General features: G+C 66.4%; 19 protein-coding genes. 4 read left to right on the top strand and 15 right to left on the bottom strand.

Annotated features, from left to right (window positions below):
* Nucleotides 1-11 precede the first annotated feature (11 nt).
* The 4 genes from H536_RS0111665 to dusB all read right to left on the bottom strand — a co-directional run bounded on the left by H536_RS0111665 (nucleotide 12) and on the right by dusB (nucleotide 5,936).
* The gene (locus tag H536_RS0111665) at nucleotides 12-2,231 is read right to left on the bottom strand and encodes a sensor histidine kinase NtrY-like (RefSeq protein WP_024350640.1); all 2,220 of its coding nucleotides are present in this window, start codon (nucleotides 2,229-2,231) and stop codon (nucleotides 12-14) included.
* 78 nt (nucleotides 2,232-2,309) lie between these two features.
* Nucleotides 2,310-3,755, bottom strand: coding sequence for a nitrogen regulation protein NR(I) (ntrC, locus tag H536_RS0111660; RefSeq protein WP_024350639.1), 1,446 nt, complete (start codon nucleotides 3,753-3,755; stop codon nucleotides 2,310-2,312).
* Between the two features lie 9 nt (nucleotides 3,756-3,764).
* Nucleotides 3,765-4,907: a two-component system sensor histidine kinase NtrB gene (locus tag H536_RS0111655; protein ID WP_024350638.1), complete on the bottom strand. Its 1,143-nt coding sequence runs from the start codon at nucleotides 4,905-4,907 to the stop codon at nucleotides 3,765-3,767.
* Between the two features lie 3 nt (nucleotides 4,908-4,910).
* On the bottom strand, nucleotides 4,911-5,936 hold the full coding sequence (gene dusB / locus H536_RS0111650; protein WP_035694945.1) for a tRNA dihydrouridine synthase DusB: 1,026 nt from the start codon (nucleotides 5,934-5,936) through the stop codon (nucleotides 4,911-4,913).
* Nucleotides 5,937-6,117: 181 nt separating this feature from the next.
* Between dusB and H536_RS0111645 the strand changes: the two genes are divergently transcribed.
* Nucleotides 6,118-7,308 carry a bifunctional 2-C-methyl-D-erythritol 4-phosphate cytidylyltransferase/2-C-methyl-D-erythritol 2,4-cyclodiphosphate synthase gene (locus tag H536_RS0111645; protein WP_024350636.1) on the top strand — a complete coding sequence of 397 codons (1,191 nt, stop codon included), beginning with the start codon at nucleotides 6,118-6,120 and terminating at the stop codon, nucleotides 7,306-7,308.
* Nucleotides 7,305-7,814 carry a CinA family protein gene (locus H536_RS0111640; protein ID WP_024350635.1) on the top strand — a complete coding sequence of 170 codons (510 nt, stop codon included), beginning with the start codon at nucleotides 7,305-7,307 and terminating at the stop codon, nucleotides 7,812-7,814. The genes H536_RS0111645 and H536_RS0111640 overlap by 4 nt, the downstream gene beginning before the upstream one ends.
* Here H536_RS0111640 and H536_RS0111635 read toward each other — a convergent pair.
* The 10 genes from H536_RS0111635 to H536_RS0111590 all read right to left on the bottom strand — a co-directional run bounded on the left by H536_RS0111635 (nucleotide 7,799) and on the right by H536_RS0111590 (nucleotide 16,979).
* Nucleotides 7,799-8,275: a type II toxin-antitoxin system RatA family toxin gene (locus tag H536_RS0111635; protein WP_024350634.1), complete on the bottom strand. Its 477-nt coding sequence runs from the start codon at nucleotides 8,273-8,275 to the stop codon at nucleotides 7,799-7,801. The two genes, H536_RS0111640 and H536_RS0111635, sit on opposite strands and share 16 nt — an antisense overlap.
* 11 nt (nucleotides 8,276-8,286) lie before the next feature.
* Complete coding sequence (gene lipA, locus H536_RS0111630) at nucleotides 8,287-9,261, bottom strand: lipoyl synthase (protein ID WP_024350633.1); 975 nt, start codon at nucleotides 9,259-9,261, stop codon at nucleotides 8,287-8,289.
* A gap of 71 nt (nucleotides 9,262-9,332) precedes the next feature.
* Nucleotides 9,333-9,587, bottom strand: coding sequence for a GlsB/YeaQ/YmgE family stress response membrane protein (locus tag H536_RS0111625; RefSeq protein ID WP_024350632.1), 255 nt, complete (start codon nucleotides 9,585-9,587; stop codon nucleotides 9,333-9,335).
* 82 nt (nucleotides 9,588-9,669) lie between these two features.
* Nucleotides 9,670-11,124 carry a dihydrolipoyl dehydrogenase gene (gene lpdA / locus H536_RS0111620; protein WP_024350631.1) on the bottom strand — a complete coding sequence of 485 codons (1,455 nt, stop codon included), beginning with the start codon at nucleotides 11,122-11,124 and terminating at the stop codon, nucleotides 9,670-9,672.
* A gap of 126 nt (nucleotides 11,125-11,250) precedes the next feature.
* A complete protein-coding gene (locus H536_RS0111615) occupies nucleotides 11,251-11,898 on the bottom strand; it encodes an SGNH/GDSL hydrolase family protein (protein ID WP_024350630.1) in 648 nt (215 codons plus the stop codon).
* Nucleotides 11,899-11,907: 9 nt separating this feature from the next.
* Nucleotides 11,908-13,311, bottom strand: coding sequence for a pyruvate dehydrogenase complex dihydrolipoamide acetyltransferase (locus H536_RS0111610; RefSeq protein ID WP_024350629.1), 1,404 nt, complete (start codon nucleotides 13,309-13,311; stop codon nucleotides 11,908-11,910).
* A gap of 13 nt (nucleotides 13,312-13,324) precedes the next feature.
* Entirely contained in the window at nucleotides 13,325-13,807 is a 483-nt protein-coding gene (locus H536_RS0111605) for an SRPBCC family protein (protein ID WP_024350628.1), read from the bottom strand.
* Nucleotides 13,808-13,811: 4 nt separating this feature from the next.
* Complete coding sequence (locus H536_RS0111600) at nucleotides 13,812-15,254, bottom strand: pyruvate dehydrogenase complex E1 component subunit beta (protein ID WP_024350627.1); 1,443 nt, start codon at nucleotides 15,252-15,254, stop codon at nucleotides 13,812-13,814.
* 11 nt (nucleotides 15,255-15,265) lie between these two features.
* The gene (gene pdhA, locus H536_RS0111595) at nucleotides 15,266-16,291 is read right to left on the bottom strand and encodes a pyruvate dehydrogenase (acetyl-transferring) E1 component subunit alpha (RefSeq protein WP_051141587.1); all 1,026 of its coding nucleotides are present in this window, start codon (nucleotides 16,289-16,291) and stop codon (nucleotides 15,266-15,268) included.
* Between the two features lie 379 nt (nucleotides 16,292-16,670).
* A complete protein-coding gene (locus H536_RS0111590) occupies nucleotides 16,671-16,979 on the bottom strand; it encodes an FtsB family cell division protein (protein WP_024350625.1) in 309 nt (102 codons plus the stop codon).
* A gap of 190 nt (nucleotides 16,980-17,169) precedes the next feature.
* On the opposite strand from H536_RS0111590, the gene H536_RS0111585 reads away from it, so the two are divergent.
* Both H536_RS0111585 and H536_RS0111580 read left to right on the top strand, forming a co-directional pair.
* Nucleotides 17,170-18,147 carry a formate/nitrite transporter family protein gene (locus H536_RS0111585; RefSeq protein ID WP_244495417.1) on the top strand — a complete coding sequence of 326 codons (978 nt, stop codon included), beginning with the start codon at nucleotides 17,170-17,172 and terminating at the stop codon, nucleotides 18,145-18,147.
* A 113-nt stretch (nucleotides 18,148-18,260) separates the two neighbouring features.
* Nucleotides 18,261-19,169, top strand: coding sequence for a formate/nitrite transporter family protein (locus tag H536_RS0111580; RefSeq protein WP_029703120.1), 909 nt, complete (start codon nucleotides 18,261-18,263; stop codon nucleotides 19,167-19,169).
* A gap of 81 nt (nucleotides 19,170-19,250) precedes the next feature.
* On the opposite strand, the gene eno is transcribed toward H536_RS0111580, so the two are convergent.
* Nucleotides 19,251-20,531: a phosphopyruvate hydratase gene (eno, locus tag H536_RS0111575; RefSeq protein WP_024350622.1), complete on the bottom strand. Its 1,281-nt coding sequence runs from the start codon at nucleotides 20,529-20,531 to the stop codon at nucleotides 19,251-19,253.
* Nucleotides 20,532-20,597: the final 66 nt, after the last annotated feature.

Below are 20,597 nucleotides of genomic sequence, written 5' to 3'. Positions count from 1 at the left end.
CCAATCCTTTCTCATGTCCCGGCATTCTCCCGGATGTCCGCGTCTGCAAAGCCATCCGCCGGCAGGGTGATGCGGACCATCGCCCCCTGCGGCTGATCGGGCGCGTCGTCGAGTTCGATCGTCCCGCCGTGTTCCTCGATGATCTTCCGCACGATGGCGAGGCCCAGCCCGGTCCCCTTCTCGCGCGTGGTCATGTAGGGCTCCAGAAGCCGATCTCGATCCTCCCGGGGAAATCCCCGGCCATTGTCGCTGATCTCGACCAGATGCCGCTCTCGGCCCGGCACGGCCCGGATTCGGATCTGACCGTCGGCGACCTCGGCGGTCTCGAGTGATTCCACCGCATTCTTGACGAGATTTCCGAAGGCCTGGGAGAGCAGGCGAATGTCGAAGGAGCCCAGCAGCGGCTCGTCGGGAATCTCGGCAACGAACGAAATACCGTGATCCCCCATTTCCCGCATGAACACCGCTTCCCGCAACGCTTCGCGCAGGTCCTTTGGTTCCATGCGCGGCTTCGGCATGCGGGCGAAGGTGGAGAATTCGTCCACCATCCGGCCGATGTCGGAGACCTGCCGGATGATCGTCTCGATGCACCGGTCGAAGACCTCGCGGTCGTCCTCGATGCGCTTGCCGTAGCGCCGCCGGATGCGCTCGGCCGAAAGCTGGATCGGGGTCAGCGGGTTCTTGATCTCATGCGCGATGCGCCGTGCGACATCGGCCCAGGCTGACGATCGCTGCGCATCGACGAGATCGGTGATGTCGTCGATCGTCACGACGCTGGAGCGAGCGCCCTCGCTCTCCTCGGACGAGGTGATGCGGATGGCCAGAACGCGCTCGCGATCGCGGATGCGCAGCTTCACCTGCTCCTGAAATTCGGGGCGCGACGAGGCCGTTGCAGCCTCGAAGACCTGGCCGATCGTCGGGAACGTCTCGATCAGCGACCGGCCGACGACGGCCTTGGCGTCGACATGCAGGATCCGCTCGGCCGACGGGTTCAGCATCGACACCGAGCCGTCGCGCTCGACACCGATGACGCCCACCGTCACGCCGGACAACACCGCCTCGGTGAAACGGCGGCGCTCGTCGATGACGTCCTTGGCGTGGACCAGTTCGGAGCGCTGGCTGCGCAACTGCAGGATCATGTTGTTGAAGGTGTTGGACAGGGAGCCGACATCGCCATCGGAGGTCCGCACCGGGACCGAGACGGCGAGGTTGCCGCTCGACACCTCGTCCGCAGCGCCCATCAAAAGCCGGATCGGCCGCACCAGCCGGTCGGCGACGCCGATGCCGGTCCAGATCGCCGACAGGAGCACGATCAGCATGATGCCGAGATACAGCAGCGCGAAGGCGACCTGCAGGCCCAGACGGTTGGCCTGGAGGCTGGAATATTCCGCCGAACGCTCCTCCATCAGCCGCAACGCGTCGAGCACTTCCGGATCGACCGCCCGTACCGTGTAGAGATAGCTGTTGGGCAATTGCCGCAGCTTGATGATCGCACCGACGAGATTGGTCACGCCGGGCGGGATGAACACCAGATTGCCGTCCGCCGCGCGCTGCAGCGCGTCCTCCGGCGGCACCGGCAGCGGACGTTCGACCGCCACGTCGGCGCGCAGGAAGGGCGTTCCGTCGGCCCGCAGGATCTGCGCGCCAAGCAGCGAGCGCCCCTTGGCCTGATCGGTCATCAGGTTCTCGAAACCGTTCTGGTCGAGATCGAACAGCCGCCGCTGCTGATCGAGATCGTAGGCCATCGACAGGGTCGAACCCTGCAGATTGCGGGCGTTCTCGTTCACATAGGCCCGGGCGACGCTGATCGACGATTCCACAATGGTGCGCGTGCGGATCTCGAACCAGCGATCCAGTCCGAGATCGAGCGTCACGCCGGCAACGATGGCCACGAGCAGCGCCGGCAGCGCCGCGACGATCGAGAACAGGGCAACGATGCGCACATGCAGGCGGGAGGCCGCCCTGCCCTGGCGACGAGCCCGGACCATGCGCAGCACCTCGCGCCCGATCAAGACGCAGAGCAGCACGACGAAGGCGCCGTTGACGATGGTGGCGATGGTGACGATCGTGTCGGTCGGCGCGATCGGCGTCAGTCCCATCAGGACGACGAAGGAGATGGCGCCGGTGATCAGCGCGCCGACCACGGCGATCAGCCCCGGGACCAGCATGAAGCGACGGCGCTCCATGAGGAACGGAACCTCGGGCGCGCTCTGTTGGGGTGTCGAGCTCATGAATCACTGCAACCGGTCATCACGTTGCTACAATGCAACGGAATGTGGCCAAAGTGCAACGAGGCTGGAAAATGCCGCTCAGCGGATCGCGCGAATCACCGAGATGTCGAGATCGCGGATCTTCTTGCGCAGGGTGTTGCGGTTGACCCCCAGGAGATCGGCCGCCTTCACCTGATTGCCGCGCGTGGCGGCCAGCGCCGCCGCGATCAGCGGATATTCGACCTCGCGCAGGATCCGCCCGTGCAGCCCGGGCGGCGGAAGATCGTCGCCGAACGAGGCGAAGTAGTCGGACAGATAGCGCTCGACCGCGGCACTCAGGTCGATGGGCTTGCCGCCGTCGCCATCGAGACCCGGTGTCTTGGCCACGTCGTTCGACAGCTCGTGCTCGACGAGCTCCGCGGAGATCTCATCCTGCGGATAGAGCGCCGACAGACGCCGGATGAGGTTTTCCAGTTCGCGGACATTGCCCGGCCACGGATAGCGCCGCATCACGTCCAGCGCGCCCTGGCTCAGCACCTTGCGCGGCAGCCCCTGCTTCTCGGCCTCGGTGAAGAAATGGCGCGCGAGATCGGCCAGGTCCTCGATCCGCTCGCGCAGCGGCGGCAGGCGCAGCGGCACCACGTTGAGGCGGTAGAACAGATCCTCGCGGAACAGGCCGCGGGCGATGAGCTGGCGCAGGTCCTTGTTGGTCGCCGCGACGATCCGCACGTCGGTGGCGATGGGCGTGCGTCCGCCGACGACGGTGTATTCGCCCTGCTGCAGCACCCGCAGCAGGCGGGTCTGGGCCTCCATCGGCATGTCGCCGATCTCGTCCAGGAACAGCGTGCCGCCTTCGGCCTGCTCGAAGCGGCCGCTGGTGCGGGCCTGCGCGCCGGTGAAGGCGCCCTTTTCGTGGCCGAAGAGCTCCGACTCGATCAGCTCGCGCGGGATCGCCGCCATGTTGATGGCCACGAAGGGGCCTTTGCGACGGCGGCCGTAATCGTGCAGCGCCCGGGCCACGAGCTCCTTGCCGGTGCCGGATTCGCCGGTGATGGTCACCGTCAGGTCGGTCTGCATCATCCGGGCCAGCGCCCGGTAGATATCCTGCATGGCCGGCGAGCGACCGACCAGCGGCATGGAATCATGCAGTTCGTCGGGCGCGTCGGGGCGCCGGCTCTCCTTCGGCTCCGACAGCGCGCGGCGGACGATCGCGACAAGCTCGGTCAGGTCGAAGGGCTTGGGTATGTAGTCGTAGGCGCCCTTCTCCGACGCCTTGATGGCGGTCATGAAGGTGTTCTGCGCGCTCATCACGATGACCGGCAGATCGGGCCGCGAGTTCTTGATCTTCGGCAGCGTGTCGAAGGCATTGCCGTCGGGCATCAGCACGTCGGTGATGACGAGATCGCCCTCGCCCGCCGCGATCCAGCGCCATAGCGTCGCGATGTTCGAGGTGACCCGGACTTCAAAGCCCGCCCGCATCAGGGCCTGTGAGACCACCGTCCGGATGGCGGAGTCATCGTCGGCAACGAGAATCTGCATGCTCATTCCAATTCCTCAGACTTCCGATGCCGGATGGGGCGCGTCCGCCGGCGTTTCCGCCATCTCGCGCCAGGCCGGCATGAGGATGCGGAAGCTCGTATGCCCTTCGTGGGACTCGCACTCGATGACACCGCCATGGTCGCCGACGATCTTGGCGACGAGGGCAAGGCCCAGTCCCGAGCCGCTCGGCTTGGTGGTCACGAAGGGGTCGAAGATGTGCTCGCGGATGTCGTCGGGGATGCCCGCGCCATTGTCCTCGACGGTGAATTCCAGCGGCAGCGTCACGCGGTCGCGGGTGCCCGGAACCGACAGGCGCACGCCCGGCTTGAAGGCGGTGATCAGGCGGATTTCGCCGCCCTCGCGGTCGCCCACTGCCTCGGCTGCGTTCTTCACGAGGTTCAGGAAGATCTGCACCAGCTGGTCGCGGTTGGCGAAGACCGGCGGCAGCGATGGATCGTAGAGCTCGATGATCTTGATCTTCCGGGCGACGCCCGAACGCGCCAGCGTCTTCACATGTTCGAGCACCGAATGGATGTTCACCGCCGAACGCTCGATTGGTCGCTGGTCCGAGAACACTTCCATCCGGTCGACCAGCTTGACGATCCGGTCGCTCTCTTCCTGGATCAGCCGCGTCAGGCTGCGATCCTCGTCGCTGGCCGAGGTCGCCAGCAATTGCGCCGCCCCCTTGATCCCCGACAGAGGGTTGCGGATCTCATGGGCCAGCATCGCCGCAAGTCCGGTGACCGAGCGCGCCGCCGAGCGGTGGGTGAGCTGGCGGTCCATCTTCTCCGCGATGGAGCGCAGCTGGATCATCACGACCACGAGATCGGGATCGTCGGGCAGGTTCGAGACATAGAGATCCACCAGCCGCTCGCCGCCGAGCCGCGGCGACGACACGTCCACCCGGTACTCGCTGATCCGCCCCTGCTGCTCGCGGACCTGGTCGATCAGCGCAAAGAGCGGGCTGTCGGCCGGCACGAAATCCTGCAGGCGCCGCTTGGCGAGATAGGACATGCCGGCAGAAAAGAACTGCTCGGCATCGGAATTGGCGAAGCGGAACCGGCCGCTTCTGTCGATGACCACCACCGGGTGCGGCAGGGCGTTGAGAATGCGTGTCTGTGTCGCCGCCAGATCCATGGGGGCCGCTTCATCGTTCATGGTTCAGGCTGCTTCCTGCATGGCGGAGGGCGCGAGGCTCGGCTCGACGTCCAGAAGGCGGGTCTCGGCGAAAAGGCGGCGCAGAACGCTCAGCACGGCCTGCGGGTCCCTGCCGGCCATCACCGCCATCCGGTCGGCTTCCGGCACGGGTCCGGCGGCGGCGATGAAGCGGTCGAGATACCAGCCCAGATGCTTACGGGCATGGCGCACGCCGACCCGCGCGCCGTAGTGGTCGAGCATCGCCGCATAGTGCTCGGCCACGAGGTCGCCGAGCGACAAGCGGGCCAGCTCGTCCGCCCCGATCGCCCCGGCCATCAGGCCCGGCAGCCACGGACGCCCCTGCGACCCGCGGCCGACCATCACCGCATCGGCCCCGCTCTGGGCGAGCATCGCCGCGATCTGTTCCGGTGAGACGAGATCGCCATTGGCGACCAGCGGCACCGACACGGCGGCGCGTACGGCGGCGATGGCGGCCCAGTCCGCCTGACCCTCGTAGAAGTCGCTGCGGGTGCGTCCGTGCACCGTGATCATGGCGACACCGGCGGCCTCGGCCGCGGCCGCCAGTTCGGGCGCATTCATCGACTCGCGGTCCCAGCCGAGCCGCATCTTCAGTGTGACCGGTACGCTGCCGGCCCCGGCCACGGTCGCCTCGACGATCCGCAGGGCGAGGTCCGCCTCGCGCATCAGCGCCGAACCCGACAGCCCGCCCACGACCTTCTTGGCGGGGCACCCCATGTTGATATCGATGATATCCGTGCCGTTGGCGACCAGTTGCGCTGAGGCGCGCTGCATCCAGCCGGGATCGCGCCCGGCAAGCTGCACGACGTGCAGTCCCGGCCCGTCGCGCATGGCCCGCAGCGCGCTCTCGTCGCAGCCTTTGACGAACTCGCCGCTGGCAACCATCTCCGACACTACCATGCCGGCGCCGAAGCGCCGCGCCAGCCGCCGGAACGGCACGTCCGAGATCCCCGAAAGCGGCGCGAGGAACACGCGGTTCGCCAGCCTGTGGCCGCCGACACGCAGCGGCATCCGGACGCGGGGCTGGGCCGGGCCGGAATCGCCCAATGTTTGGGCGTCTACTGAATGTGTCGTTTCTTTCGCCATTTGGCTGTAACTTATCCGGGCATGCACAAAAGACAAGCACGTGCCTTGCATAGCTGCTTCCCTCTATGGTTCACGCGGGCGAGGCAAATGTGACGGGGATCGAACGATGAAGCGGAGCGTGGCTGCGGTCATCGTGGCGGCCGGACGCGGCGAACGCGCCGGCCAGTCGGTGGAAGGCCCCAAGCAGTACCGTTCGCTGGCCTCACAGGCGGTGATCGCGCATACCGTCCGCGTCTTTCTCGACCATCCCGGCATCGACCGTATCGTGATCGTCATCCACAGGGATGATCGCGCGCTGCTCGCCGCAGCCCTCGAAACCACCCTCGACCGCGCCCATGTCACCCTCGGTGGCGCGACTCGCCAGGAATCGGTGCGCCGCGGTCTGACCGCGCTGGCGAACCCTGCCCCTGATGTGGTGCTGATTCACGACGCCGTCCGGCCCTTCGTCGACGCCGGTCTGATCGACCGCACGCTTGCCGCCATTGGCGAGACCGAAGGAGCCATCCCGGCGATCGCCGTCCCGGACACGCTGAAGAAGGCGGACCCCGACGGGCATATCGCCGCCACGGTCGACCGGCGCGACCTGTATGCGGCGCAGACGCCGCAGGGTTTTCCCTTCGCAGCCATCTGCGCGGCCCACGAGGCGGCCGCGGCATCCGGGCGCGACGATTTCACCGACGACGCGTCCATTGCGGAATGGGCCGGCCTTCCTGTTCGTCTCGTCGAAGGCCTCGCCGAAAACGTGAAACTGACGACGGCCCGTGATATCGCGCTGGCCGACGAACGGATGCGGGGAATACGGTCGATGATCGATGTCAGGACAGGCAATGGCTACGACGTGCACCGCCTCGTCGCGGGCGACCACGTCACCCTCTGCGGGATCGCCATTCCGCACGACCAGGCGCTGGACGGCCATTCCGACGCCGATGTGGGCCTGCATGCTTTGACCGACGCGTTGCTGGCGACCTGCGGCGCCGGCGATATCGGCGACCATTTCCCGCCCAGCGATCCGCAATGGCGCGGCGCGCCCTCGCGCATTTTCGTCGAGAAGGCTGTGGAGATCGTCCGGGCCAAGGGCGGGCGTATCATGAACGCGGATATCTCGTTGATCTGCGAGGCGCCGAAAATCGCCCCGCACCGCGCTGCCATGTGCGCGGCGATCGCCGCGATGACCGGGCTCGATGCGGAGCGGGTCTCGGTGAAGGCCACGACCAACGAGACCATCGGCTTCGTCGGCCGCCGCGAGGGCATCGCCGCGATCGCGACGGCCAGCGTGTCCTATGGAGAGACCCGGTGAGCGCCGATGCGACGGTGATCGCGGCGAAGGCACGCGGCGTCATCGAGGCCTATGCGAAGGCGGGGCTCACCATTGCGACGGCCGAATCCTGCACGGGCGGCCTGATTGCAGCCGCCCTCACTGACATTGCCGGCTCGTCCGCCGTGCTCGATCGCGGCTATGTCACCTATTCCAATGCCGCGAAAATCGAGATGATCGGCGTCGATGCCGCGACCCTGGCAGAACACGGTGCGGTGTCCGAACCGGTGGCGCGCGAGATGGCCGAGGGGGCGCGCCGCGCCTCCGGCGCGAGCGTCGCAATCTCTGTCACCGGGATCGCGGGCCCGGGCGGCGGCTCGGCCGACAAGCCGGTGGGTCTCGTGCACTTCGCCTGCGCCGGCCCGGCGACCACCCGTCATCGGGAATGCCGCTTCGGCCCGCTTGATCGGGCGGACATCAGGAGCGCCAGCGTCGGTGTCGCGCTGGACATGCTGCTGGACGCGCTCGCGGATCAGCCGGCGCTCTGAGCGCTCCGGGCGCCGTCGCCATAGATCACGTCCGCCCGCGTCTCGAAGGCCTCGGCGAAGCGCCGGAAGGCGTAGTCGAACATCGAGCCCATCAAAAGTCCCAGCGTGCGGCTCTTGAACTCGTATTCGATGTCGAACTTGACGTCGCAGGCATCCTCGCCGACGGGCACGAAATCCCAGCGATTGTCGAGATAGCGGAACGGGCCCTCGACATATTTGACATCGATGCGGCGCTCGTCAGGCTTCAGCAGCACCTGCGTCGAGAAGGTCTCGCGGACCATCTTGTAGGCCACGGTCATGTCGGCCACGAGCAGCGTCTTGCCGTCGCGTTCGCGGCGCGAGCGCACGTTCAGTTGCTGGCAGAGCGGCAGGAACTCTGGATATTTCTCCACGTCGGCGACAAGCGCGAACATCTCGTCGGCGGAGTGGTGCACGCGCCGGGTGGTCTGGAAATGAGCCATGATCGTCGCTGTCAGGCGGCCGCGCGACGGGCGAGACGCGCCGCCTTCAGCCGTTCGAAATCCTCGCCGGCGTGATGCGACGAACGGGTCAGCGGGCTGGCCGACACGACCAGGAAGCCCTTGGACAGCGCCACGGTCTCGAAGGACTGGAACTCCTCCGGCGTGACGAACCGCATCACCGCATGGTGCTTCTTGGTCGGCTGCAGGTACTGCCCGATCGTCAGGAAGTCGACATCGGCCGAGCGCAGATCGTCCATGAGCTGCAGCACCTCGTTCCGCTCCTCGCCGAGGCCGACCATGATGCCGGACTTGGTGAAGATCGTCGGATCGAGCTCCTTCACCCGCTGCAGCAGCCGGATCGAGTGGAAGTAGCGCGCGCCCGGGCGCACCGTCAGATACTTGGACGGCACGGTTTCCAGATTGTGGTTGAAGACGTCGGGCCGGGCCGCGACCACGGCCTCGAGCGCGCCCGGCTTGCGCAGGAAGTCCGGCGTCAGGATCTCGATGGTGGTGCCGGGCGCCGCGGCGCGAATGGCGCGGATCGTCTCGACGAAATGCTGGGCGCCGCCATCGGCCAGATCGTCGCGATCGACCGAGGTGATGACGACATGGTTCAGCCCCATGGCCGCGACGGCTCGGCCGACGCTCTCCGGCTCGCTCTCGTCGAGCGGCTTCGGCATGCCGGTCGCCACATTGCAGAAGGCGCAGGCGCGGGTGCAGATCCCGCCCATGATCATAAAGGTCGCGTGCTTCTTCTCCCAGCAGCCGCCGATATTGGGGCAGCCGGCCTCTTCGCACACGGTGATGAGGTTGTTGGACCGCGCGATCTCGCGCGTTTCCTGGTAGCCCTTCGAGACCGGCGCCTTGACGCGCAACCATTCCGGTTTGCGCAGGGTCGTCGCCTGATCCGGACGATGGGCTTTTTCGGGATGCCGCGGTCGAGGCTTGGCCTCGACCGCAAGGCGGTTATCGAGCACGGTGACCATGGGCTTCAATTAAGCTCCCGGGAGCCCCGGTGCAATCCACCGCGGCGCAGTCATTCGTGCGGGACCGGTGACTAGCGCCGGAACAGACGCACGATGAAGATCAGCAGGCAGGCGCCCACGAATCCGACGATCAGATATTCCCAGGAGAAGGAAGCGCTCGCGCCCGAGCCCAGCCCTGTCAGACGCAGGATGAGGCTCAGCACGATGGCGCCAACCACGCCGAGGATGATGTTCATGAGAACGCCCATGTCGCTCTTCATGACTTTTTCTGCCAGCCAACCTGCAATGCCGCCAACGATAATGGCTGCGAGAAAACTACCGATCATTCCTGAGACTCCTTGTCGCGTTTGACTTCTCGGACGGTAGCTAGCGCGGGCGAAAACGAGGCAAGAGGGCAGCGGGCGGAATCTACATGTGGATGACGCGGCCATAGGCGTCGAGAACGCTCTCATGCATCATTTCCGACAGGGTCGGATGCGGGAAGACCGTGTGCATGAGCTCTTCCTCGGTCGTCTCCAGCCCCATGGCGATGACGAAGCCCTGGATCAGCTCGGTGACTTCCGCGCCGACCATGTGGGCGCCCAGGAGTTCGCCGGTCTTGGCGTCAAAGACGGTCTTGACCAGCCCCTCCGGCTCGCCGAGCGCGATTGCCTTGCCGTTGCCCTTGAAGTTGAACCGGCCGACCTTGACCGCGTGCCCGGCTTCCTTGGCCTTGGCTTCGGTCAGGCCGACGCTGGCGACCTGCGGCTGGCAATAGGTGCAGCCGGGAATCTCGGTCTTCTTCATCGGGTGGACTTCGAGACCCTTGATCTTCTCGACGCAGATCGTGCCCTCATGCTCGGCCTTGTGCGCCAGCATCGGCGGGCCGGCGACATCGCCGATGGCGTAGACGCCCTCAACATTCGTCTTGCCGTAGCCGTCGATCTTGACGATGCCGCGCTCGATGGCGACGCCGACATCCTCGAGGCCGAGCCCTTCGGTGTTGCCCTGCACGCCGACGGCGGAGATCAGCCGCTCGGCCTTCAGAACCTGCGACTTGCCGTCCTTGGTCTCGACGGTGACGGAGACGCCGTCGCCGCCCTTCTCGACCTTCGCCACCTTGGCGTCGGTGAGGATCTTCAGGCCTTGCTTCTCGAACTGCTTGCGGGCGACGGCGGCGATCTCGGCATCCTCGACCGGCATGATCTGCGGCAGCAGTTCGACCACCGTCACATCGGCGCCCATGGTGCGGTAGAAGGAGGCGAACTCGATGCCGATGGCGCCGGAGCCCATGACGATGAGGCTCTTGGGCATCGCCTTCGGCTTCATCGCCTCGAAATAGGTCCAGATCCGGTCACCGTCCGGCTCGATTCCCGGCAGCACCCGCGGGCGGGCGCCGGTGGCGACGATCACATGCTTGGCCTTGTAGCTGCCCTCGCCGAGAACGCCCTTCGGAACCGGGTTCTGCGGCTCGACGACGGGCTTCTTCATCTTGCCGACCGAGACCTCGACCGGGCCGCCCTTGCCGGCCTTGGTGATCTTCGCCTCACCCCAGATGACGTCGATCTTGTTCTTCTTCATCAGGTAGCCGACACCGCCGTTCAGCTGCGCCGAGACGCCGCGCGAACGCTTGACCACCGCTTCCATGTCGAAATCCGGCTTGGCAATCTTCAGGCCGTAGGCCGTGGCATTCTCGGCATAGTGGAAGATCTCGGCCGAGCGCAGCAGCGCCTTGGTCGGGATGCAGCCCCAGTTGAGGCAGATGCCGCCGAGATGCTCGCGTTCCACGACGGCGGTCTTGAAGCCGAGCTGGGCGGCGCGGATCGCCGCGACATAGCCGCCGGGGCCGCCGCCGATGATGAGGATGTCGTAGGTGTCAGCCATGGGTGGTCTCCTGGGACGCCGAAACTTCGTGGGCCGGGTGTGCGGGCGCAAACCGTGCGTCACCAGGCCGGATGGGTGCGGTCGCGAAGGCTGCCCTGCGCCGGACGCGAGGCAGCGGCGGCCGGCTCATGCCGTCTCGTCGAGCAATGCCTTGACCGGCGCGATCAGCGCCTCGCCGAGCGCGCGGGTATGCTCCGCCGACAGATGGATGCCGTCGAGCGGCGTCGTTTCGCAGACCTCGGACGCGTCGAACATGGCGCATCCATATTCCTCCGCGACCTTCGTGCAGGCCGAACGGAAATGCTGGGATTCCTCGAGCGCATGCCCGAAGAGCAGCGTGAAGTCAGGCTCCGTGGTCGCGCAGAACATCGGCGGCGCGACGATCAGGATCTTCGGTGCGTCATAGCCGCGCTGGTAGGGGAAGGTCAGGATGATCTCGACCAGCCGCTCCATGCCCTGACGCGACTCGAAGACCCGGCCGCCGCCAGTGTGCCGCTTCAGATCGTTGGTGCCCAACATCAGGACGACGAGGTCGAGCGGCTGGTGCGCGCCCAGCGCCGTCGGCAGGGTCTTCACCCCGTTGCGCTCCGCCATCACCATCTGGTCATCGAAGACAGTGGTCCGCCCGTTCAGCGCGTCGGTGATGACCACCACGTCCTCGCCCAGCGCCCTGGCCAGGACGTTCGGCCAGCGGCTGTCGTAGTCGTGGCGCAGCCCGGTCTCGGGGTTGTAGCCCCAGGTCAGCGAGTCGCCGTAGCACAGGACGGTTTTCATCGGCCCGCCCTAGACCAGCATCGACATCGGGTTTTCGATCAGCTGCTTGAACGCCACCGCCAGTTCGGCACCCAGCGCGCCGTCCACCGCCCGGTGGTCGGTCGACAGGGTCACGCTCATCATGGTGGCGACGGTCACGGCGCCGTTCTTGACCACCGCGCGCTGCTCGCCGGCGCCGACTGCCAGGATCGTCGCATGGGGCGGATTGATCACCGCGGCGAAGTCCTTGATGCCGAACATGCCGAGATTGGAGACGGCCGTGGTGCCGCCCTGATATTCCTCGGGCTTCAGCTTGCGGGCCCGGGCGCGCTTGGCCAGGTCCTTCATCTCGTTGGAGATCGCCGAGAGCGTCTTCTCCTCTGCGCGCCGGATGATCGGGGTGATCAGGCCGCCCTCGATCGACACCGCGACGCCGACATCGGCGTGCTTGTGCTGCAGCATGGCCGACTCGGTCCAGGACACGTTGGCCGTCGGCACCGCCTTCAGCGCCAGCGCCATCGCCTTGATGATCATGTCGTTGACCGACAGCTTGTAGGCCGGCTTGTCGCCCGCATCGGTCTTGATCATCGGCGCCGCCTCGTTGAGCTGCTTGCGCAGTGCCAGGAGTGCGTCGAGCTCGCAGTCGAGCGTCAGGTAGAAATGCGGGACCGTGGACTTGGCCTCGACCAGGCGCTTGGCGATGGTCTTGCGCATGCCGTCATGCGGTATCTTCTCGTAGGAGCCCTCTTCGAACAGCTTGAGAACGGCCTCGTCGCTGGTGCCCTTGGCGACAGGCGCCGCTGCCGGGGCCGGCGCGGCCTCGCTCTTGGCAGCCGGCGCATCGGCAGCCTTGCGGGCGCTGCCCGATGCCTTCGCGCTCTCGATGTCGGCCTTGACGATCCTACCGTGCGGACCGGAGCCCTGCACCGCGCCAAGATCGAGCCCGGCATCCTTGGCGAGCCGGCGCGCCAGCGGCGACGCGAAGACGCGATCGCCCGAACCGCCCTGCCCGGACGACGCGCCCTTGGCATCGGCCGCTGGGCGGCTGTCGCCGCGCTTTTCCGCATCCTTCGCGTCGGCTTCCGAACCGGTCACGGCAGCGTCGGCCTTCGGATCGGCAACCATCGCGCCGCCCTTGTCGTCCGACCCCTCAGCCGAGCCGCCGCCCTTGGCCGCATCCTCGACGCTCTCGCCGTCGGCGGCCAGAATGGCGATGACGGCGTTGACCTTCACGCCTTCGGTACCGGCGGGGACGACGATCTTGGCAATTTTGCCCTCGTCGACGGCCTCGACCTCCATGGTCGCCTTGTCGGTCTCGATCTCGGCGATGATGTCACCGGCCGAAACCGTGTCGCCCTCGGCCACCAGCCACTTGGCGAGGTTGCCCTCCTCCATCGTCGGCGAGAGCGCGGGCATCGTCACATTGATGGGCATCCGGAACGTCTCCTCAATGGCCCTTGCGCCGGGCATCATGTTCGTGTGCGTGGTCGGTCAGCCTGGACAGGTGATGCGACCAGCCATTCCTGTGGTCGAGCAGAAGGGCCGCGCGATCCGCTTCGGGCGCAGCCTGCCAGCCCTGATGTTCGATCGTCACCCGCGTGCCGTCCGCCAGCGACTCCAGCGACACCGACACGACGGTGTCGAAGCCCCAGTCCGCGTCGGCCCAGACCATCACCAGTCCGTGCGGCGGGTGATAGGCGGTGACTTCGGCCCGGGTCAGATGCTCGACGCCGTCGGCATCCGTCCACGGCTCCAGCAAATGGCCGCCGAGCCGCGGCTCGAACTCCACGGTCTCGCGCCACCAGCTCCTGAAACAGGCGGGTTCGGTCAGGCACTCCCAGACGGCTGCCGGCGACGCGTCGATATCCTGAACCAGGACAAGGCCCGCATCGTCACCTGCCGCACCGGGATGAGCCGTACCGCTCGCCATGGCATCAGTCCCGATAGGTCACGGCCTTGACCGCATCGATCACGTCCTTGACCGACGGCAGCGCCAGCTTCTCGAGATTGGCCGCATAGGGCATCGGCACGTCCTTGCCGCAGACCTTGAGCACCGGCGCGTCGAGATGGTCGAAGGCGCGGACCATCAGTTCGGAGGCGATATGCTCGCCGACCGAACCCTGCGGCCAGCCTTCCTCGACGGTGACGCAGCGATTGGTCTTCTTGACCGACCGCACGACGCTGTCGATGTCCATCGGACGGATCGTGCGCAGATCGATGACCTCCGCATCGATGCCCTCGGCCGCCAGTTCCTCGGCTGCCTTGACCGCATAGGTCATGCCGATGCCGAAGGAGACGATGGTGACGTCCTTGCCCTTGCGGTGGATGCGGGCCTTGCCGATCGGCACGGTCCAGTCGTCGATCGCCGGAACGTCGAAGCTCTGGCCGTAGAGGATCTCGTTTTCGAGGAAGATAACCGGGTTCGGGTCACGGATCGCCGACTTCAGCAGACCCTTGGCGTCGGCCGCCGTATAGGGCTGCACCACCTTCAGACCCGGAATGTGGCTGTACCACGCGGCGTAGTCCTGGCTGTGCTGGGCCGCGACGCGCGCCGCGGCGCCGTTCGGACCGCGGAACACGATCGGGCAGCCCATCTGGCCACCGGCCATGTACAGCGTCTTGGCCGCCGAATTGATGATCTGGTCGATCGCCTGCATGGCGAAGTTGAAGGTCATGAACTCGACGATCGGCTTCAGGCCACCGAAGGCCGCGCCGACGCCCAGACCGGCAAAGCCGTGCTCGGTGATCGGCGTATCGACGATGCGGCGAGCACCGAATTCGGCCAGCAGGCCCTGGGTGATCTTGTAGGCGCCCTCGTACTCGGCGACTTCCTCGCCCATGACGAAGACATCGTCGTCACGGCGCAGTTCCTCGGCCATGGCGCTGCGCAGCGCCTCGCGCACCGTGGTCGACACCATCTCGGTGCCCTCGGGGATCTCCTGGCCGAACGCGCCGACCTCGTCCTCGGGCTCGGGGTGAACCTTGCCCTCGGCGGGCACCCGGCGCGCCTCCATGTCACCGCCCGAAGACGCGGACGTCTCGGCGGGAGCCGGCGCCTCATCACTCTTCGCCGGCTCGTCGGGCGCGGACTTCGCCGCGGTCGCAGCACCGTCCTCCAGCGCGCTCTCGTCCTCGCCCTCGGCCAGCAGCAGGGCGATCGGGGCGTTCACCCGCACGCCTTCGGTACCGGCCGGGACCAGGATCTTGCCCAGCGTGCCTTCCTCGACAGCTTCGACTTCCATCGTCGCCTTGTCGGTCTCGATCTCGGCGATCACGTCGCCGGGCGATACGGTGTCGCCCTCCTGCTTGATCCACTTGGAGAGGTTGCCCTCCTCCATGGTCGGGGACAGGGCGGGCATCAGGATTTGAATCGGCATGGTCGGTTCCCCTACTCGGCCGCCTGCGGAAGCACGTCCGCATAGATGTCGGTCCACAGCTCGGAGACGTCCGGCTCGGGATCATTCTGGGCGAAATCGGCCGAGTCGGCGACGATCTCGCGGACCTTCTTGTCGATGTCCTTGACGTCGTCCTCGGACATGCCCTGCTCTTCCATGAGCCGGCGCTTGACCTGTTCGATCGGATCGGATTCCGACCGCATCTTCTGGACCTCGTCGCGGCTGCGATACTTGGCCGGATCGGACATGGAATGGCCGCGATAGCGATAGGTCATCATCTCGAGGATGATCGGCCCCTCGCCCGAGCGGCAATGCTCGGCGGCCAGATCGCCGGCGGCCTTGACCGCCCGCACATCCATGCCGTCGACCTGGATGCCAGGAATCTTGAACGACAGGCCGCGATGGGCGAAATTCGTCTCCGCCGAGGCCCGGTTCACCGAGGTGCCCATGGCGTAGCGGTTGTTCTCGATCACGTAGACGACTGGCAGCTTCCACAGCGAGGCCATGTTGAAGCTCTCGTAGACCTGGCCCTGGTTGGCCGCGCCGTCACCGAAATAGGTGATCGCGATCGAATCATTGCCCTTGTAGCGATTGGAGAAGGCCAGCCCGGTGCCGATCGGCACCTGCGCACCGACGATGCCGTGCCCGCCGAAGAACTTCTTCTCCTTCGAGAACATGTGCATCGAGCCGCCCTTGCCCTTGGAATAGCCCGAGCGGCGGCCGGTGAGCTCGGCCATCACGCCGCGCGCTTCCATGCCGGTGGCCAGCATGTGGCCGTGGTCGCGATAGCCGGTGACGACCTCGTCGCCTTCCTTCATCGCCATCTGCATTCCGACGACGACCGCCTCCTGGCCGATATAGAGGTGGCAGAAGCCGCCGATGAAGCCCATGCCGTAAAGCTGGCCGGCCTTTTCCTCGAAGCGCCGGATGAGGAGCATATCGCGATAGGCGCGGATCTCCTCGTCCTTGGAAAAGGTTGCGGGCGCGGGCGCGTCGAAATGCTCGAGCGTCTTGACGATCTCCGCGGACGAATCCGCCGTGGAAACCGCGCCGTCGCCCGAGGGGCCTGCGGCCTTCTTGGATGCGGGTGTCTTGCTCTGCCTGGCCGCCAATGCTGCCTCCGGGTCTTGATCCGCCAATTCGCGGCTACAATTCACCCCGAGTATAGATGCTCCGCACCGCCCATCAAGCGACGCCGCGCTCTTTAATCGAATTCCGGTTTACTTGCTGCAATGCAGCAAATTCAACCGAGATTGCGTTTAAGTCTATGATGGGTCGTTTTCGTGCGCGCAGGCGGTTGTTTGGCGTGCGAATTCGGGTCGGAATACACCGTCCGGCGGCACTGCCGCCGGTCAAACCCGCCATCACTGTGCAGGTGCAATATCGAGCGGCGCCTACCTATCGCAGGATGACGATCTCTTCGGGCGTCGTCACGTTGAGCGCGCGCCGCGCCCGCTCGTCGATCATGTCGCGTTCCAGCGTCCCGTCATGCAGCAGCTGCACCCGGCGTTCGAGACGTTCGCGGCGGCTCTCGAGTTCGTCGAGCCGCGCGCTCTTCACCGCGAGATCGCGTGTCAGTTCGGCCTTCGCCTCGATGCCGTATTTGCCGCTATGGGCGTGGATCGCGAAATAGGCGAGGAAGCTGACGGTGATCGCCGGCACGATGAGGCCGCCGATCCGGCTTTGACGTTTCTGGATGGTGCGCATCGGGCCCTCCTTTTCCCGACCCTTCGCATGTTCCGCTTAAGGCCGCGTAAACCACGCCACGCGCGGTGCAATCCGCACTGGCCAGCGGAATCGAACGCAGGCGCCGCCAGGCGATCTTCCGCAATCGCGCGACGGCGCTAGATGAGCCGCACCGGCGCCCATCCGCCGCGCCCCACTCGAGGATACATGCATGGCTCACGAAGAGGACGACCCGAAGGCGCGCCGCCACGAGGAAGAAGAGGAGGCGATGCGCCGGGCCGATCCGGAGGATTCGCTCGACAACGCGCCGTCCGAGGGCGAGACCCTGTCGGACTTCTTCGCCTTCGAGGAGATTTTCGCGCGGGTGCTGTCCACCGCCGATGACGAACTCGATGCCAACAACCGCTATCTCTTCTGGAGCGGGATCGGCGCCGGCGGCGCGCTCGGCCTGACCTTCCTGGCCCGCGTCGTCTTCACCGACGCCGCCGGCGAGGCGACGCCCGGCCTGTTGGGCAATCTGCTCTATCCGGTCGGCTTCCTGATCATCGTTCTCGGCCGCTATCAGCTCTTCACCGAGAACACGTTGACGCCGGTCGTCCTGGTCCTCACCAAGCTCGCCAGCCTGCGCAACCTCCTGCGCCTGTGGGCTGTGGTGCTGGTCGCCAACATGATCGGCGCCGTCGGCGCCGCCGGCCTCCTCGCCTATTTCGACGTGATGACGCCGGAGCGGCTGGAAAGAGCCCTGGAGATGGGCCACGAGGCCTACGAGACCGGCTGGTTCTCGCTGTTTTCCAAGGGCGTCATCGCCGGCTGGATCGTCGCCGCCATGGTCTGGCTGGTCCATGGCGGCCGCGACACGGTGTCGAAGATCCTGTTCGTCTGGCTGCTGATGTATTTCGTCGGCGTCGGCGGCTTCTTCCACGTCATCACCTCGTCGGTCGAGGTGTTCTTCCTCAGCTTCCGGCTGGAGGAGGTGGCGTTCCTGCCGCTGTTCCCGATGTTCGTGCTGCCGGTCCTGCTCGGCAACACCATCGGCGGCGTCACTTTCGTCGCCGTCCTGAACTACTCCCAGTTCGCCGCCCACGAGGATTCGGCCCTGTTCGAGCGTTATGGCGAGCGCCTGTCCTGGCGCGAATGGATGCTGGGCGCCAAGGGACGGCCGCCCGGCGAGCGTCCCAAGGTGAGCTGACGCAAAGGGCGGTGACCCGCTGTTCACCGCCCGGCTCTGTCGTCGCGGGCGCTCGGCCCCATGTTGGGGACAATGGCCGTCCCGCGGCGGCATCACCGAACGCGAAGATGGTCATGGATGAACAGACATCGGCGAAAGCCGTCCATGATGCCGGCAAGCGCCGGCATTCGAACGACGTCACCGAACAGCGGATCGAGAAGGAAGGCTCCACCCTCACCGAGGGCGAACTGCACCAGATCGACGACCGGCTGAAGCTGCGCCCGCTGGCGGTCTACGAGATCGTCCGCCAAGAGGGCGAGGACGAACTGACCCGGCCGACGGCCAGCCTCTGGTGGTCGGGCCTTGCCGCCGGCCTGTCGATCGGCTTTTCGGTCTACACCATGGCGGCGCTCAGGGCGTATCTGCCCGATGCGCCCTGGCGACCGCTGCTGGAATCCTGGGGCTATACGGTCGGTTTCCTGATCGTCATTCTCGGCCGCCAGCAGCTCTTCACCGAGATCACCCTCAGCGCCACCCTGCCCGTCCTGGCGCGGCGACGCTGGAAAGGCGTCGTGGCGCTGGTGCGGCTGTGGACGGTGGTTCTGGCCGCCAACATGGTCGGAACGGCGGTGTTCGGCGCGGGCATCGCCTACGATGTCCTCAATGCGCCGGAGATCCGCGAGGCGGCGCTCACCCTTTCCGCCGAGGCGATGGAGCCGGCCTTCCACTACATGCTGCTGCGCGGCATCGCGGCGGGCTGGCTGATGGCGACGGTCGTCTGGCTGCTGCCCTCGGCCGATCGCTCGGGCTTCCTGGTCATCGCGCTCCTGACCTACCTGATCGCCCTCTTCCACCTCGCCCATGTGGTGGCCGGTTCGGTGGAAGCGATGGCGCTGATGTTCGCGGGCCGGATGTCGGTTGAGGACGCGCTTGTCGGCTTCTACCTGCCGGCCCTGCTCGGCAACGTTCTCGGCGGGTCCGCACTGTTCTCGCTGATCAGCTACGGCCAGGTCGTCAACGAGCTCGATCAGCGCGGCAACTGACCGCGGGACACGAAAAAGGGCGCCGGCTTTCGCTGGCGCCCTTTTTCCATACGTTCTCTGCGCCGCCGAAGCGGCAGGCTTTCAGCCCCGCGCGCGCAGGATCGAGCGACCGGCATAGACCGCCTGGTCGCCCAGTTCCTCTTCGATCCGCAGAAGCTGGTTGTACTTGGCGAGCCGGTCCGAACGGGCGAGCGAACCGGTCTTGATCTGCCCGCAATTGGTCGCGACCGCCAGATCGGCGATGGTCGAATCCTCGGTCTCGCCCGAGCGGTGCGACATCACGGCGGTGTAACCGGCCCGGTGCGCGACATTGACCGCGTCCAGCGTCTCGGTGAGCGTGCCGATCTGGTTGACCTTGACGAGGATCGAATTGGCGACGCCCTTGGCGATACCGTCGCGCAGGCGCTCCGAATTGGTCACGAAGAGATCGTCGCCGACGAGCTGCACGGTGGCGCCGGTCTTCTCGGTCAGCGTCTTCCAGCCGGCCCAGTCGTCCTCGGCCATGCCGTCCTCGATCGAGATGATCGGATAGGCGCCGGCGAGCTCGGCCAGATAGCCGGCCATGTCGTCCGGCGACAGCTTCCGGCCCTCGCCTTCCAGATCATAGACGTCGTTCTTGAAGAACTCGGTCGAGGCGCAGTCGAGCGCCAGGAACATGTCCTCGCCGGGCTTGTAGCCGGCCTTCTCGATCGCCCGCATGACGAAGTCGAGACCGTCCTTCGCCGATGCGAGACCCGGCGCGAAGCCGCCCTCGTCGCCGACATTGGTGTTGTGGCCGGCGTCCTTCAGCATCTTCTTCAGCGTGTGGAAGACTTCCGCGCCCATCCGCAGCGCGTCCGAGAAGCGCTCGGCGCCGACCGGCATGATCATGAATTCCTGGAAGTCGATCGGGTTGTCGGCATGGGCGCCGCCATTGATGATGTTCATCATCGGCACAGGCAGCACATGCGCCGAGGCGCCGCCGACATAGCGGTAGAGCGGCAGCGCCGAGGCATCGGCCGCGGCCTTGGCGACCGCCAGCGACACGCCGAGGATCGCATTGGCGCCGAGCCGGCTCTTGTTCGGGGTGCCGTCGAGCTCGCGCATGGCGGCGTCGATGCGGATCTGGTCCTCGGCCTCGTAGCCGCCGATCGCCTCGAGGATCTCGCCATTCACCGCGTCGACCGCCTTCTGGACGCCCTTGCCCATGTAGCGGCTGCCGCCGTCGCGCAGCTCGACCGCCTCGTGGGCGCCCGTGGAGGCGCCGGACGGCACCGCCGCGCGGGCCAGCGTGCCATCTTCCAGGATGACGTCGACCTCGACCGTGGGGTTGCCCCGGCTGTCGAGAATTTCGCGTCCGATGATGTCGATGATCGCGGTCATGCGGGGTGCCTCCAAATGTGGTTCTGCCAGCCTTCTAGACCAGGCATGTGACGGATTGAACTGATT

This window comes from Aurantimonas coralicida DSM 14790 (assembly GCF_000421645.1).
Classification (GTDB): Bacteria; Pseudomonadota; Alphaproteobacteria; order Rhizobiales; family Rhizobiaceae; genus Aurantimonas; species Aurantimonas coralicida.
The sequence above is the reverse complement of the archived record's forward strand: the minus strand, read 5'-3'. Positions and strand labels throughout refer to the sequence as shown.

Bases quoted from the DNA above. Each gene is read 5' to 3' on its own strand.
- H536_RS0111665 (WP_024350640.1), bottom strand. From the start codon at position 2,231: ATGAGCTCGACACCCCAACAGAGCGCGCCCGAGGTTCCGTTCCTCATG.
- ntrC (WP_024350639.1), bottom strand. From the start codon at position 3,755: ATGAGCATGCAGATTCTCGTTGCCGACGATGACTCCGCCATCCGGACG.
- H536_RS0111655 (WP_024350638.1), bottom strand. From the start codon at position 4,907: ATGAACGATGAAGCGGCCCCCATGGATCTGGCGGCGACACAGACACGC.
- dusB (WP_035694945.1), bottom strand. From the start codon at position 5,936: ATGCCGCTGCGTGTCGGCGGCCACAGGCTGGCGAACCGCGTGTTCCTC.
- H536_RS0111645 (WP_024350636.1), top strand. From the start codon at position 6,118: ATGAAGCGGAGCGTGGCTGCGGTCATCGTGGCGGCCGGACGCGGCGAA.
- H536_RS0111635 (WP_024350634.1), bottom strand. From the start codon at position 8,275: ATGGCTCATTTCCAGACCACCCGGCGCGTGCACCACTCCGCCGACGAG.
- lipA (WP_024350633.1), bottom strand. From the start codon at position 9,261: ATGGTCACCGTGCTCGATAACCGCCTTGCGGTCGAGGCCAAGCCTCGA.
- H536_RS0111625 (WP_024350632.1), bottom strand. From the start codon at position 9,587: ATGATCGGTAGTTTTCTCGCAGCCATTATCGTTGGCGGCATTGCAGGT.
- lpdA (WP_024350631.1), bottom strand. From the start codon at position 11,124: ATGGCTGACACCTACGACATCCTCATCATCGGCGGCGGCCCCGGCGGC.
- H536_RS0111615 (WP_024350630.1), bottom strand. From the start codon at position 11,898: ATGAAAACCGTCCTGTGCTACGGCGACTCGCTGACCTGGGGCTACAAC.
- H536_RS0111610 (WP_024350629.1), bottom strand. From the start codon at position 13,311: ATGCCCATCAATGTGACGATGCCCGCGCTCTCGCCGACGATGGAGGAG.
- H536_RS0111605 (WP_024350628.1), bottom strand. From the start codon at position 13,807: ATGGCGAGCGGTACGGCTCATCCCGGTGCGGCAGGTGACGATGCGGGC.
- H536_RS0111600 (WP_024350627.1), bottom strand. From the start codon at position 15,254: ATGCCGATTCAAATCCTGATGCCCGCCCTGTCCCCGACCATGGAGGAG.
- H536_RS0111590 (WP_024350625.1), bottom strand. From the start codon at position 16,979: ATGCGCACCATCCAGAAACGTCAAAGCCGGATCGGCGGCCTCATCGTG.
- H536_RS0111585 (WP_244495417.1), top strand. From the start codon at position 17,170: ATGGCTCACGAAGAGGACGACCCGAAGGCGCGCCGCCACGAGGAAGAA.
- H536_RS0111580 (WP_029703120.1), top strand. From the start codon at position 18,261: ATGGATGAACAGACATCGGCGAAAGCCGTCCATGATGCCGGCAAGCGC.
- eno (WP_024350622.1), bottom strand. From the start codon at position 20,531: ATGACCGCGATCATCGACATCATCGGACGCGAAATTCTCGACAGCCGG.